This is a genomic window from Vibrio satsumensis (genome assembly GCF_050337435.1).
GTDB classification, from domain to species: Bacteria; Pseudomonadota; Gammaproteobacteria; order Enterobacterales; family Vibrionaceae; genus Vibrio; species Vibrio satsumensis.
Map to the genome: position 1 here is coordinate 330,232 of NZ_JAKJSX010000004.1, position 14,561 is coordinate 344,792.

At 45.9% G+C, this 14,561-nt stretch carries 11 protein-coding genes; 1 reads left to right on the forward strand and 10 read right to left on the reverse strand.

Annotation, left to right across the window (positions count from 1 at the left end; all coding sequences use genetic code 11):
• Nucleotides 1-11: 11 nt before the first annotated feature.
• Nucleotides 12-1,757, forward strand: coding sequence for a PTS fructose transporter subunit IIBC (fruA, locus tag L4C44_RS04470; protein ID WP_128163939.1), 1,746 nt, complete (start codon nucleotides 12-14; stop codon nucleotides 1,755-1,757).
• A gap of 77 nt (nucleotides 1,758-1,834) precedes the next feature.
• Here fruA and L4C44_RS04475 read toward each other — a convergent pair whose 3' ends face one another.
• The 10 genes from L4C44_RS04475 to yghU all read right to left on the reverse strand — a co-directional run bounded on the left by L4C44_RS04475 (nucleotide 1,835) and on the right by yghU (nucleotide 14,369).
• Nucleotides 1,835-2,869 (reverse strand): helix-turn-helix transcriptional regulator, encoded by a 1,035-nt coding sequence (locus L4C44_RS04475; protein WP_428804470.1) that lies wholly within the window; start codon nucleotides 2,867-2,869, stop codon nucleotides 1,835-1,837.
• Nucleotides 2,866-6,039, reverse strand: a complete 3,174-nt coding sequence (locus L4C44_RS04480; protein WP_428804471.1) for an efflux RND transporter permease subunit — start codon at nucleotides 6,037-6,039, stop codon at nucleotides 2,866-2,868. Before L4C44_RS04480 ends, L4C44_RS04475 begins: the two co-directional genes overlap by 4 nt.
• Nucleotides 6,036-7,211, reverse strand: coding sequence for an efflux RND transporter periplasmic adaptor subunit (locus tag L4C44_RS04485; protein ID WP_428804472.1), 1,176 nt, complete (start codon nucleotides 7,209-7,211; stop codon nucleotides 6,036-6,038). The genes L4C44_RS04480 and L4C44_RS04485 overlap by 4 nt, the downstream gene beginning before the upstream one ends.
• Nucleotides 7,201-8,088 carry an ABC transporter six-transmembrane domain-containing protein gene (locus tag L4C44_RS04490; protein ID WP_428804473.1) on the reverse strand — a complete coding sequence of 296 codons (888 nt, stop codon included), beginning with the start codon at nucleotides 8,086-8,088 and terminating at the stop codon, nucleotides 7,201-7,203. The genes L4C44_RS04485 and L4C44_RS04490 overlap by 11 nt, the downstream gene beginning before the upstream one ends.
• A gap of 293 nt (nucleotides 8,089-8,381) precedes the next feature.
• Complete coding sequence (locus L4C44_RS04495; protein WP_017079771.1) at nucleotides 8,382-8,705, reverse strand: DOPA 4,5-dioxygenase family protein; 324 nt, start codon at nucleotides 8,703-8,705, stop codon at nucleotides 8,382-8,384.
• A gap of 219 nt (nucleotides 8,706-8,924) precedes the next feature.
• Nucleotides 8,925-9,731 (reverse strand): metal ABC transporter permease, encoded by an 807-nt coding sequence (locus tag L4C44_RS04500; RefSeq protein ID WP_428804474.1) that lies wholly within the window; start codon nucleotides 9,729-9,731, stop codon nucleotides 8,925-8,927.
• Entirely contained in the window at nucleotides 9,731-10,636 is a 906-nt protein-coding gene (locus tag L4C44_RS04505; protein ID WP_428804580.1) for a metal ABC transporter solute-binding protein, Zn/Mn family, read from the reverse strand. The genes L4C44_RS04500 and L4C44_RS04505 overlap by 1 nt, the downstream gene beginning before the upstream one ends.
• A gap of 16 nt (nucleotides 10,637-10,652) precedes the next feature.
• Nucleotides 10,653-11,789, reverse strand: a complete 1,137-nt coding sequence (locus L4C44_RS04510; protein ID WP_428804475.1) for a hypothetical protein — start codon at nucleotides 11,787-11,789, stop codon at nucleotides 10,653-10,655.
• A 270-nt stretch (nucleotides 11,790-12,059) separates the two neighbouring features.
• Complete coding sequence (locus tag L4C44_RS04515) at nucleotides 12,060-13,286, reverse strand: NAD(P)/FAD-dependent oxidoreductase (RefSeq protein WP_428804476.1); 1,227 nt, start codon at nucleotides 13,284-13,286, stop codon at nucleotides 12,060-12,062.
• A gap of 225 nt (nucleotides 13,287-13,511) precedes the next feature.
• Nucleotides 13,512-14,369 (reverse strand): glutathione-dependent disulfide-bond oxidoreductase, encoded by an 858-nt coding sequence (yghU, locus tag L4C44_RS04520; RefSeq protein WP_428804477.1) that lies wholly within the window; start codon nucleotides 14,367-14,369, stop codon nucleotides 13,512-13,514.
• Nucleotides 14,370-14,561: the final 192 nt, after the last annotated feature.

Below are 14,561 nucleotides of genomic sequence, written 5' to 3' on the forward strand. Positions count from 1 at the left end.
AAAGGTTTATTATGAATATTACCATTATCACAGCTTGCCCAAGTGGCGTAGCAAACAGCATCATCGCAGCAGGCTTGTTAGAGCAAGCAACAAAAGCACTGGGTTGGAACGCCGCTATTGAATGCCAATCAAGCGTACTACCTGAATCTCCAGTATCACAAGACGCTATCGACAGCAGCGACGTTGTGGTTATTGCAGCTAACACAAACGTAGATAAAACACGTTTCGTAGGCAAAAAGGTTTACCAAGCTGCTATCTCTGAGTGCACTGCAGATGCAAAAGCATTTCTAGAGAAAGCGGTAGCAGAAGCAACGGTATTAGACGCTTCTCAAGTTGAGAGCACTGTTGAAGTGACGGGTACGTCACCAGCTACAGGTAGCAAAAAGATCGTTGCGATTACTGCTTGTCCAACGGGTGTTGCACATACCTTTATGGCAGCAGAGGCGCTTGAAGCAGAAGGCAAACGCCTAGGTCACCAAATCAAAGTGGAAACTCGCGGCTCTGTAGGTGCTAAGAACCAACTAACAGACCAAGAAATCGCAGACGCTGACCTAGTTATCATCGCAGCTGACATCGACGTTCCACTGGATCGTTTCAACGGTAAGCCTCTTTACAAAACAACAACGGGTCCAGCTCTTAAGAAGACTCAACAAGAAGTTGAGAAAGCGTTCGCTGAAGCTAAGCCATACCAACACACAGCTTCTTCTTCACAAGCTGCACCAGCTGATGAGAAAAAAGGCGTGTACAAGCACCTTATGACAGGTGTATCTCACATGCTTCCAGTGGTTGTTGCGGGTGGTTTGATCATCGCTCTTTCTTTCGTATTCGGTATCGAAGCGTTTAAAGAAGAAGGCACACTAGCAGCTGCACTGATGACTATCGGTGGTGGTTCTGCATTCGCACTGATGATTCCTGTTCTTGCTGGTTTTATTGCATTCTCGATTGCTGACCGTCCGGGTCTAGCTCCTGGTCTAATCGGCGGTATGCTGGCTAGCTCAACAGGCGCAGGCTTCCTAGGTGGTATCGCGGCTGGTTTCATTGCGGGTTACTCTGCGAAGTTCATTGCCGACAAAGTTCAACTTCCACAATCGATGGAAGCGCTTAAACCAATCCTGATCATTCCGTTTATCGCGAGTTTGTTCACTGGCCTTGTGATGGTTTACATCGTAGGTGGTCCTGTTTCTGGCGTAATGAGCGCAATGACAGACTTCCTAAACAACATGGGTACGTCTAACGCGATTCTTCTAGGTGTGATTCTAGGTGCAATGATGTGTTTCGACCTTGGTGGCCCAGTAAACAAAGCCGCTTACACATTCGGTGTTGGTCTATTGGCTTCACAAACTTACGCACCAATGGCAGCTATCATGGCAGCAGGTATGGTTCCTGCTCTAGGTATGGGCCTTGCGACTTTCCTAGTGAAAGACAAGTTTGAAGCAGGCGAGCGTGAAGCAGGTAAAGCATCATTCGTTCTTGGCCTATGTTTCATCTCTGAAGGTGCGATTCCATTCGCAGCGAAAGACCCAATGCGTGTTATCCCAGCATGTATGGCAGGTGGTGCACTAACGGGCGCTCTATCAATGATGTTTGGTGCACAACTGATGGCTCCACACGGCGGTCTATTCGTACTACTGATTCCTGGCGCTATCTCTCCAGTACTTATGTACCTAGTGGCGATTGCAGCAGGTACGCTAGTAACAGGCTTTGGCTACGCAGCACTTAAAAAGATGAGCAGCTCTAAAGTAACGGCAGAGGCTTAATCCCCCTACTCTGTTAAGCTCCTTCTATAAAGCGGCTTATCATTAAACAAAGGCTCCTCATATGAGGAGCCTTTTTGTTATTCGCTGTCTTGGGTCGTTAAGATGGGCAACTGAAAAGAGAAAGTCACCCCTTCCACATCGTCATTATCTATATGGCGAATCATCTCCACCAAATAGCCATTTACGTCTAACTGCAAGCCTTGTTGCTTAACCGCGTTAAACAGCGCTTCTAAAGCCGTACTGTAGGCGACATCGGAAACCAGATAAACATCGCTGCACAAGTAGTATCCTTCTGGAATGGTCATATCGTAACGCTCTTTAGCCACTTGCCAGTTACCGATTTCAGCGTCTATGTCGTCCCACTTGTTTCTCATCTGCTTAATTGGTGTTGTGCCCATGAGTTGTGTTGATTTCAGACCATACATTTCAAACGCAGTATCCCAGTCTGGATCGTCTAGTTTGAGCTTCTGCATACCGCGCTCTGGATACCAAACCAACTCTGTCGGCATCGACTTAACCAACTCTTTTTCGATGGAAGACTGCACACCTGGATGCGCCAACCTTTGGATAAAATCGGCCGTCTCTTTTGGGGTCGCGTTGTAACCCATTTCTCTAATGTGCTTTGCCGTCACGCCCAGCTCACGCTTGAGCGCCTTGCCTAACGATTGTGACGACGAGAACCCACAATACTGAGCAATCTCAATCACGCTCCATGGCTCGTCATTGATCAACAAACTAACGGCAATCTGTAGACGTACTCGGCTTAGGTATTGCCCCGGCGTTTCATTAAACAGCTCAGTAAACTGGCGATGAAAATGGTATGGCGAGATTGCGCTCTCGGTCGCGATCTCTTCCCAAGTGCGACGCTCCCCCCACTCTTCATGCATTAAGTTAAGCGCATGGCTAAAGCGTTTTTGAAGGTGCTCAGGTAAAGATTCCACTAACGCAATCTCAGGCACCAATTTAAAACCGGGCACTGAGTGATAGTCAGGTTTACTCCGTTGCGTCATACGGTCTTTGTTTTCAGGCATAGAAGCTCTCGTCTCTGTCGACTTGATTGAATTCGATCGCTTGGCTTCACTATCGTCTTTGTCCTTTATAAAATCAATCACGAGCGCTCCAAAGTGAGCTGTGTCTGTACCTGTGGTTCTTGTTCGACCGCTCCATTTTCGATTAGATCTTCAACTTGAGGCGGTTTGCGGCAAAACAAACCAAGCAACACAGGTATCAGAATCAGCGTTACCGCAGTGGCAAACAGTTCGCCAAATACCAAGGATACCGCTGCAGGCTTTAGGTATTGTGCTTGTTCTGCCGTTTCACTTAGTAAAGGCAGCAAGCCACACACAGTGGTTATCGTAGTTAAGAAGATCGCTCTCAACCGGCTGGTGCCTGCAATTATTAACGCCTTCTGTAGTGGCACACCTTGGCGATATTCAGCATTAAAACGCGTGATCAGCACCAACGAATCGTTAATCACGATCCCCGTCATGGCCATCATACCGAACATTGAAAGAATGCTGATCGGCAAGTCCATCAAGTAGTGACCAAAAATCGCACCTGCGAATCCAAACGGGATGACAGCCATGATAATCATTGGTTGCCAGTAAGACTTCAAAGGCACCGCCAACAAGATGTAGATCATCAGCAGAGTCAGAATCATTGCGGATTTAAAGCCATCCGACACTTCCCCGATTTCTTCAAATTCACCACCCGCTTTAATGGTTACACTTGGATATTGAAGGTGCAGAGACTCAATCGTATCTTCAAGTTGCTCACGTGTTTTTTCTGGTGATTGTAGGTCGCGGTTTTGCTTCCAATAGAGGTTAATCACTTGCTCTCGGTCTCGACGATAAACCGCTTGCGGTTCTTGCTCGTGACGGAACTCAGCAATATCACCCATCATCACGCTACCACCGTTCGGCAACATGATAATGGCTTGCTGTAGCTGAGCTAAGGTTCTGCGCTCATCCCTTGGGTATTGCAGCAATACTTTGGTCTCTTGTCCGTTTTCTAAAAGACGATGAACTTCCCTTTCGCCAAATGCTTCGCCTGCAAGTTGAGCTAGCGTGGCTTGCGTTAAGCCAAGCTGCTGACCATATTGATTCAGCACTAAGCGAACTTGTGGTAAACCATCCTGACCATCATCGTAAACATCCGAAACACCTTTTAAGGACGCTAAAGTATCTGCTAGTTGTTCACTGACACGAGACGCCAATTCACGATCGTTGGAAGAGATCGTTAAGAATGTACCACCAGCAGGCTCCTCTGCTGCGCTGAATTTGGTCGAGTAAGCCCCTTCAATTTGCCCAGTGCTTTCTCGCCATCGCTTCAGCAGTAAGTTACCCGGCAATAAGCTTAAAGATTCATTGGTAAGTTCGGCAGTGACTTCTATTTCGCCATAGCCATCAGACCATGCAAGCAGGTTCACCACGGGCTTCTCTTGTAATGGATAGTCCTCCATCAAGCCATTTTCTACCTGAGTCATTGCTTGCTTTACTTGCAGCAAAGCTTGGCGCTGCAGTGGCAACGGCGCACCGTCTTCTAACTCAATCACTGCTGTGATGTAACGGCCTGGAATTTCAGGGAACAGCGCACTTCGAATAGCACCATTCGACCACATGCCATAAGCCAATGAGATAACCGCAACAAACCCAAGCAAAGACGCCACTTTGTAGCCAAGTGCAAACTCCAATACTGGCTTATAGATGTTGAGATTGAACCACTGCAAGCCACCTTGAGCCGCATTCTGAACCTTGGCGAAAATACTGGTAGATGGCTTTTTCACAGAGAGCTGAGCCAAGTGTGAAGGTAGAATGAATTTGCTTTCAATCAGCGAGAAGATCAAAGCGAAGATCACCACGGCCGAAAACCCAGCAAGCACCTTAGCCAGTTCATTGTTAATCCATAGCATTGGAGAAAATGCAGCAATGGTCGTTAGCACACCAAATACAGTTGCCACCGACACGGAATGCACGCCCTGCCAAGCGGCTGTCTTTCCGTTTATATTAGAGGAGCCGTTTAGCTTTGAAGTGCCGGAATGACTAGGATTTCCCGTCCGTTTTTCATGTATCGCTTCACCTACAACCACAGCATCATCCACCAACACACCGAGTACCAAGATAAAGCCAAACAAGGTGATGTCGTTGATACTGTAGTTAAACCACTGCATTGCGGCGAGTGTTCCAGTGAGTGCTATCGGAATCCCCATTGCGACCCAAAACGCGAGCCTAATCTCTAGAAATATCCCAAGTAAGATCAGCACAATTATCAGGCCTTGCCATGCATTTTCGCTCAAACGAAACAGCTGCTCTTCAATATAAGGTGCCATATCAGCCATGGTATTCAGCTCTATATCCGACGGCAAAATCGCACGTTGCGCATCCAGTGTTTCGCTGATCGCTTCACTGACTTTAAGCAGGTTATCGGTTTGGCTAGTACTGACCAATAAAGCAATAGCGTTGGAGCCGTTGTTACGCACGATAGAACCACTGTATTGGTAGCCACGAGTTAGCTTGGCGATGTCTCCCAAGTGTATTTTTCCGTTACTTCCCGAAATCACGACTAGCTGATTGAGCTTCTGCAAATCATCGGCATAACCGTCACCACGAATCACCATTCGGCCTTTGTTACTGATAAGCTCGCCGCTACGAGACTCAAGCGAACGCTGCTCAACTAAACTTGCGAGATCTTCCAAGCTAAGCCCTAACGCTTTCAGTTGGTCAGGGTCTGGCTCGATAACCAACTGAGGCGTTCGTGTTCCCCAGTTTGAAACCTTTGAAATTTGAGGGTTCTTCTTCAGCGCTTGTTCAAGTTGCTTGGCAATAGGTTGTAATTCGTCATCGGTTCTTGGACCTGACACCACCACAAAGGCTGCTAAATTGGTAAATTCGTTACGCACCACTTGCGGCCTTTCTGCTTGCACGGGAAAGCCGTTGATGGCGTTTACTTGGTTACGAATGTCATCCAACAGCTTGTCTAAATCTGTACTGCTGGTTTTACGCACCACGACCCGAGACACACCAGCACTCGACTGACTGGTGATCTGTTTGATACCTGCAATGCCACTGATCGACTCTTCGATTCGTTGCGTCACGCTCTCATCAATCTGTTGTGCAGTACCGCCAGGATAAGCCACAGTAATGCTGATTGATAACGGTGCGATTTGTGGAAACGACTCCACTCGCAGGTGCCCAAACGCCAACACACCACTAATAACAATCGCCATCATCAACAGATTGGCAGCGACTGGGTTATTAATGAACCATTTTGTCATCCAACTCATTGGTTTGATTCCTTCATCTGTGCTGCATCAGATTTACCAGCGAGCATGGCTTCAGAGCGACCTTCATCGAATTTAGGCGCGACTTGTTTACCGATAAGCATGGAAGAAAGCGGATATTGCACCACACGGCGAGCCTTATCACTTTGATCATTGAAGCGAATATCAAGCTCTTGGCTGCCTTGCCCAATAAGCGTTACCGACTCTTTTCGTAAGCGATCTTCTGTGTCCAACGTCCACACATACCCGTCTCGCGTCATCGCACTCAAAGGTACGCTTAAGACGTCATCTTGTAGACCGAGGTTAACCACGGCCTGAACCTGTTGATTTGGAAACAATCTTGGCTTGCTTTGATAAGGCGCCTCAACCGACAACACGACTTGTCTTTGGCGAGTGACCGAGTCAACTTGCGGCGACACATAGCGCACCTTTGCAGACCACTGATCCCCAGAGCGGTTCACCACTGTGATACTCGGCTCAGTAAGGGCTGCTTGAACTTGTTGCCAATGCATTTCAGAAATCGGAAGCTCGATATCAATCGAATCACTGGCGGCTAACTCAAAGGTCACTTGCCCCACCTCTACCCACTCTCTTGGGCTAATGTGGCGCTTCATGACGACCGCATCAAAAGGCGCGGTGATCACTGACTCTTCCACGAGCTTCTTCGCACTGACATAAGCTTGTTGGGCTTGTTGCAGGTTGGCTTTCGCGGCAAGCACTTGAGGCTCCCTGCGCGCAAAGGACGAACTTGTTTTTGGGTTAAGCATTTTAAGAGCGACAGTTTGTTCATGTTTAGCCTGTTTCAATTCCAACTCAGCTTGCTTTAACACACTTAACGCTTGCGCCAAGTTCGCATCAACGGCGCTGGTATCTAACCTCGCCAACACATCGCCCTTAGTCACTAGTTGTCCCGGTTCAATATTTTCATTCAGCCACTTAAGTTGCGCACTACTCGACGCTTTAAGTTGAATTGGCCAACGAGCAGCGGTTAAACCAAGTACCCTTAACGTCGATTCGTGCTGCGAAGGTGTCACCTCCAATACAGAAACCGGTGCCAGTACTGCTTGTTTCTTCACAGGTTCCGCTGCCTCAGGTTCCAATTCGTCGACAACAATCAAGGCAGCAAAGATAGCCGCACAACCGACTAATACCGAAAGTGGCTTTTTAAACTTCATAAGGCATCTCCTTGGTAGCCTGTTGGACAGAGGTATGATTGAGTCGCTGACTGATCTCAGTAAGACGAGAAAGGGTTTGCAGAGTAATTGGCAACATCACTGCGGTTTCAACAAACTCCAATGAATAGGTAACGATTGAGAACACTTGCCCTGCAGTAGGCTGAATTAGCTGGCTCACCATCCACAAATTGCCCACGACTGCGCCAAACAGCACGGTAAAGATCAGCCCGTAAACAATCGCCTCGGTGTCTGAAAGCTTGATTTCACACTGTTTAAGTCGCTCAAAGTGCCAACGAAGCGCAGATAAGCGAACGCCGCTCAACAGTTGAACCTGCTGTTCAACTTGGTCGTTAAATTGGCCGTTTAGCCGAGTAAAGGTTCGGTGAAACACACCATAAATCGCAAGCATCGACAGCCCAGAAAACAACATGCAAAGCGCCAATGAGAAATGAAACGTAGAGAGAATCACCACAGTCGCAACAAGCTGAACCACAGCCGTCATCAAAGCAGGCAAATCGTCTTCTAAGAAATCAACCAGCTCACGCGACATGGTGAGACGAGCGTCTTTGGTTGATACAGATAAGCCACGCAGGTTTCGCTCCACGATATTTGCCAGTTTTACACGAATAGCACCATACAAACGGGTGTCGTAGAAGCGACGAACCACGCTTAGAATGACCAGTACAAAGAGAATCAGTGCCAGCATCATCAAAGGCTGGAAGCTTTGGTTTAAGACGCCGTCGATGGCGTAACCAATAAACAGTGGAAGCAGAATAAGCATCACGTTTTCAGCCAGAACCATTAACCAAGTCGCGGCGACCTTTAATGGGTTAAGCCGAATAATCGTTAGCAGAGAGATGGGATGTTTGAATAGCATTATTGAGCCCATAAATGAATATGGCGTCAGTATTACCAATCCGACATAGAAAAAAGTGTCCCAAATTGCTGTATTAGAAATAACACGCAACCCAAAGGGAAATGGCTCCAGTAAATGGAGTGTTTGATGTATTAGCTAACTGAGGAATCGCAGAGCATAATTGAGGATCAGCAGGAAAGATTTATAATTGAAGGAGGATATTTTATTTGGAGAAGAATCTGAGAGCTACGCCCGACAGCAGCGATATTTACTAAGTACGTTGATTAGGTACGTACTGTCGGGCGCGAATTAAATTAGCTAGTCAGCGTTTCTTCAAAGACACCCAGCTCACGACCAAGCCAAATCGCGCGTACTGTGTGATCCAAAGTTTCTTCGCCACCGGTTACCGGGTGAATAAGCACCGACATATCACCGCGTTCTTGCTCCAACCACTCAACAATGCCCGACTCTTTGTTCGCAAAATGAATCTCAAACATCGGCATCTTATGCGGGCCAACCAAGCGCTGTATTAATGGGAAAGTCTCTAATACATCTTTACGCTCAGATAGAATCTTTTGACGCAGTGTTTCTGCTTGCTCTGCAAATCGCAGAGGGAAATAGATATGACCGTGGTACATGGCACCATCCTTTAGAATTATGATGACGCGATTTTATACCTAAATAGCCTCCAATAGCTAAATCTAAATATAATATGCCAGTACCACCTGTTCTATAGAAATGAACGGTTTCATGCCCACGGTCTTTCGCTCTACCTTCGATATGCTTACAAACTATATACCTTGAGCTATCAAGCTCAATGTCATCAGTCATCAGTCATCAGTCATCAGAAGAGTAGCCTAGTCAGTTCGACATATATGTTCAGTTCGGTTAATTCGCAGGTATCGAAGAAATAATGACACCGTATTAAATATTACCCCTGCAAGAAACAACGTAATGACAATGCTGGCGCCACTCGGTAAGTCATAATAAGCCGACACCGCTAAGCCCGATAAAATACCGACAGTGCCAATCCCAATACTCGCGATAAAGAACTGAACACCTTTATACGCAGCTGCACACGACGCGGGAATCACCAGTAACGCAAACTCCAAATATATCCCAGTCAGCTTTACGGTGATCGGCATCAAAATAGCAAAGATAAGATAAAAGCCACTACCCTGCATAAATTCAGGCTTTACGCTAATTAACACCAACATCGCGGCCGTGATTATTGCCAATGGCCAAACGTCATCCCAGGTAGACCACAACAGCTGCCCGTTGAGAATGCCTTGAATAAAATCGGCACCATGAGGATCTTTGCTTACCAGTAATATCGCTAATGAAGCCGATACCACAAACAAACTTCCTATCATTGGTTCTAAGTGTTGTTTGTAACGCTTTTCCATTAACGCAATTAATCCGCATAGCAACAATGACATGACCCACGGGCCAATCATCTCTGCAAACCAAGAGCCGCTAAACAGTGCATATCGGCTCAACCAATATTGACTCAAAGCAGCGCCAAGGGCAGCCACTTGCGCGACAGCGAGATCAATAAAGATGATCTGGCGTTTGAGGACTTGCTCTCCAAGCACGATGTTACCGACTAATGCAATCAAACCACACAATACGGCAGGTGCCAGCCAGCTATATTCCATCCACATCACGAGCTCTTAGGTGTTTCTGAATCGACCAATGTATCCAACAGATCATCAATCACTTGATCGTACATCTCGTCTAAGCTCTGTCCTTCTGAAACTGAAAGTGGTAACTGAACCATAGGTTTACCGGTTTGTTGATTGAGCCAATTAGCAGGACGCTTATCTTGATGTGATGAATACACAATCGCATCAAACGAAGCAGGATCCAACTTGGTCAATGACTGCAAATGCGACGTAGTCGGTGATATCCCAGGCTTTGGTTCTAAATCAGCAATTTGCGCCATATCTAGCCAGTCAAAGAGGTAGCGATACGTGGCATGATAACCGACTACTTTTTTACCTTGTAACGGCTCAGCTTTGGTTTCCCACTCTGCCAATTTATTACGCCAGTTGGCACGAAACTTCATGCCATTTCGCATGTAGATATGTGCATTGTCAGGATCAACCAGTTGTAAACGTTTGGTGACTTCTCTGGAGATAGGAATCATATACTCAGCAGCAAACTGAACATGTGGATTTCCATGAGCATGGATGTCTCCCATGCTTCGATCGACATGGTCATGGGTATCAAGCATACCAACCATATCGCTCGCGTATAACATGGTTGGCGCGCTATCTTGAACCGCAGGATTACCACTGCGTACTTGCAACATTGGCAACCAGCCTACTTCTAATTCAGACCCCGAGCACATCGCCATATCTGCTTGACGCATTTTGGCAATAAGTGACGGTCTTGCTTGTACATAGTGCGGGTCTTGTTTAGCCGTAGTCGCCGAGTAGATGTTGGCATCAGGAGCGTGACTGTGAACAAGTGCTTGCCATTCAGGCTCACAAACGAAAATATTCAACGCCATTGCAGGCGAAGATACAATTATAGATGAGGATACAATGGCAACACCTGTTGCCATTGTAAGTAGAGATTTCCTAGAATGCATGAGCACCGTGCGCCCCAAAGGTCATCACATACTGAAGGGTAAATACGTTATCTGTCTCTTTACTTTGGTTTTCAACACGAGAGTATTGCGCTCTAACTGTACCAAAATGAGATGAGTCCCAAGCGATCATTGCATCCGCTTCTTTGTCGTTCATTGCAGTAAAGTGCATGTGGTCACCATGTGCGTGTCCATCATAGCTTTCCGCTTCACCATAGCGCAGGCCAGCAGACCAGCTTGGGCTGAATCGGTAAACACCCGATACATAATAGCCTGCTAGCGTATCTGGTGATTCCGCATCATTTTTGTATTTGTCATCAACGATGCCATCCAACAGCATGTACTCAGCTGCAAGCGTGAAGTTTTGGTATTTGTAGTTACCGTTTGGAGCCCACTTCCATACAAAATCAGCACCGTATAAGTTTGAGCCCGTTACCGCTGCGCCGTGGCTATGATCGTGGTCATGGTCATGCCCGTGATCATGGTCTCCAAACTCACGAACTTTACCGTTTTCATTTCGTAAGTAGCTCAGACCAAACTGCCAGCTTGATGACTCTGAAAAGTCGTCACCCAGCTTAAGAGTTGTAGTGTAAACACCAACGTCAGAGCCATCATCAACAGAAGACATCTTGCTACCACTTAGCGCTTCAACACCAAACTTCACATACAGATCTGTAGGAAGAACGATGTTCGCACGAACACCATCATCGTAATAATGAGAGCCTAAGAATGTGCGGTAAGCCGCAGGACGCTCAACAAAACTATCAGTATGCATATGTTGGTTATTTAGGTAACCAAAATCTGATAGGAAACGACCACCTCGGATACTCAAGCCGTAAGGCATTGTTAAGGTTTCAATGAACGCTTCTTCAAGCAACAACTCCGTTTCATCATCATGACTTTCAATGACGGTCGTTAAAGAGCCATAGAACTTATCGTCGATATTGGCCGACATGTTTAATTCGGTATGACCAAGGCCAAACCCTTCATCACGTTCCGAATTATTACGCTGTCCGTCCTGATAGTAACCATCAAGTACAACGCCAATTTGCGGGTTTGACAGCGTATCAGCAAAAACAGGGGCAGAAAGAATGCTACCAATCGCTAGAGAAACCAATTTTTTATTCACTGTATTTTTCCTTTTATAATACTCACCAAGAATTTAGTTGGTACGTTATAACATAACAATTAATTCTTGAGAAACAAATTTTGATCATTAACGAGAAGTTAAATTGTTGTTTTAGGGGGTGCTTTAGAATCAATATCTATAGAAAAGTAAACTCGCCACGATTGAGCAACTAGAGCGACCTCTAAAAAAAACGCCACACTCAATTCTGAGCGTGGCGTTTTATAGGGGTGAATAGTAGGAGTATTGCTTCCTAGAACAAATACGCTATGACTAAATCTTTTTACTGTATGGATTCAACGCGCATTTCAACCTTTTCAGAACAACCAATGCTGTCACCCTACCCCAACTAAACAAGACTCGCTGATGTAAACGGAAAATTGTGTCGTAAAGGTTTCGCACTAATCTGCCACGCAAAAGCACTTTGTCATTCATGAGAGCACCGACTGCATAGTCATGCCCAACCGCTACCAACATGCCTCCATCGTGGAAAACAAATGGTTGTAACGCCTTGCCTTTCGCTAAACGCTTTAACTGCTTAGCCAAGTGACCTGCGGCTTGATTCGCAGCTTGAGCTCTTGGTGGAACAAAAGAACCATCCGGTTGCGGACACTCTGCACTATCACCAATCACAAAAATATCGCTATCGTTGGTCGTTCTTAGTGTCTGCTCAACGATTAATTGATTGATTCGATTCGTTTCTAAACCGTCTAATTCACTTAGCCAATCCGCACATTTAATACCAGCAGCCCATACTTGCAGATCTGCTGAAATAACCTCTTCTTCTGAAGTGACTAATTTCGCCTCTTCTGCTCTTTGAATTCGAGTCCCAGTTCTAACGTTAATGCCTTGTTTTACCAGAGCTTCATGAACTCGTTTCGACATACATTCTGGCCCACCAGGTAACACGCGTTCTGCCGCTTCAATTAAGGTGATTTCAAGGCTACCTTCCTGACGGTAACGCTGTAGCTTGGCGCTTACTTTTGCCAGCTCTGCCGCCAGCTCAACACCAGTTGCACCTGCGCCAACAATTGAAATTTTACGCTGACTGCTTGATCTCAGTAGAGGGTTGATTTCCTGCCAAGCTTTCTGTGCTTGCCCTGCTGAATCGAGGAATAAACAGTGTTCACTGACGCCTTCTGTTTTAAAGTCATTGCTGATGGCACCTACAGCGATTACGAGATAGTCGTATTCGAGCTCTTGAGTCATACCGCTAAAGTGGTTCAACTGGATGACTTTGTTAGCACGCTCTAAGCCACTCATTGAAGCTTGAACGTAAGTGTAGCCATTACAAGATGCATGCTGGAAGTAGCTAACAGCGTCGAGCTCTTCGTCGAATGTTCCTGCTGCGATTTCGTGCAAGCGCGGTTTCCAGTAGTGATGTGACGACGGCTCAACGAGTGTCACATCATAACGTTTGTCACGACCTAAACGCGTAACCAATTCAAGGCCAGCAGCACCTCCACCAACCACAACAATTTTTTCTTTCTGTTTCAACATTCGCTTACCCACCATGCCAAAAGGCAAAATCTTTCTGATGGAGCGCATTATATTTATAACAGAATTAATGATAATCCCAATTTAAATAAAATCACTTTTACTAATTTGTAATAATAACTTTAAATTTGAATCAATTTGCCAAGTAGCAGGATAAAAAAAGCGCCATATACAAAACGATACATGGCGCTTCCTATCTAACGATATATAGAACTAACTATATCGATATTACGGCTTTAGTTTCAAAACTTTATCAATGTCTTCCGCAGAATGGCGCTCTGGTACTTGCTCCCACTCTTCGCCAAATGAACGGTTAACCACTCGACCTCGTTGGAAGCCTTCACGCGCTTCTAGTTGCTTCGCCCAGCGCACAACGTTGGTGTAAGACTCAACCTGTAGGAACTCAGCAGCATCGTAGATTTTGCCAAGCACAAGGTTGCCATACCATGGCCAAATCGCGATATCAGCGATGCTTAGCTCTTCACCTGCCACAAATGTGTTATTAGCGAGTTGTTTATCTAACACGTCTAGCTGACGCTTAGCTTCCATCGCAAAGCGGTTAATTGGGTACTCTTGCTTTTCATCAGCGTAAGCATAGAAATGGCCAAAGCCTCCACCTAGGAATGGGGCTGAACCTTGTGCCCAGAACAACCAGTTAATGGTTTGTGTTCTTGCTGCCCCTTCTTTTGGTAAGAAGTGACCAAATTTTTCAGCTAAATGCATCAAGATAGATGCCGATTCGAAAACATTAACGTCTTCATCACCCGACTTGTCGACAAGCGCTGGTATTTTAGAATTTGGATTCACTCCAACAAAGCCGGATGAGAACTGATCAGCCTCACCGATGTTGATCAAGTACGCATCATATTCAGCTTCTTTAACACCCGCCGCTAACAACTCTTCAAGCAAGATAGTGACTTTCTGACCGTTAGGTGTGCCAAGAGAATACAATTGGAAAGCATGGTCACCAACAGGAAGCTCTTTATCAAAGCGAGCTCCAGATTCAGGACTATTGATGTTTGCCCATTTGTTTCCACCATCGGTATCGTTAACCCAAACTTTTGGCGGAGTGTATTGTTCTGACATGATATTTCCTTATTAATATAGGGTCTCACAAACTGATATTAGGTCACATGCCTGTGGTTAAAACCCCTGAATACGATTTATTTTCAAACTGTTAAGCATGGCTTATTCCAGAAAGACATAACCCGCTTAAGCGTTAGTGTGTAGAAGGTAAGTCTGTATTCAAACTTCAATCTAATATCGATAAATCCACCG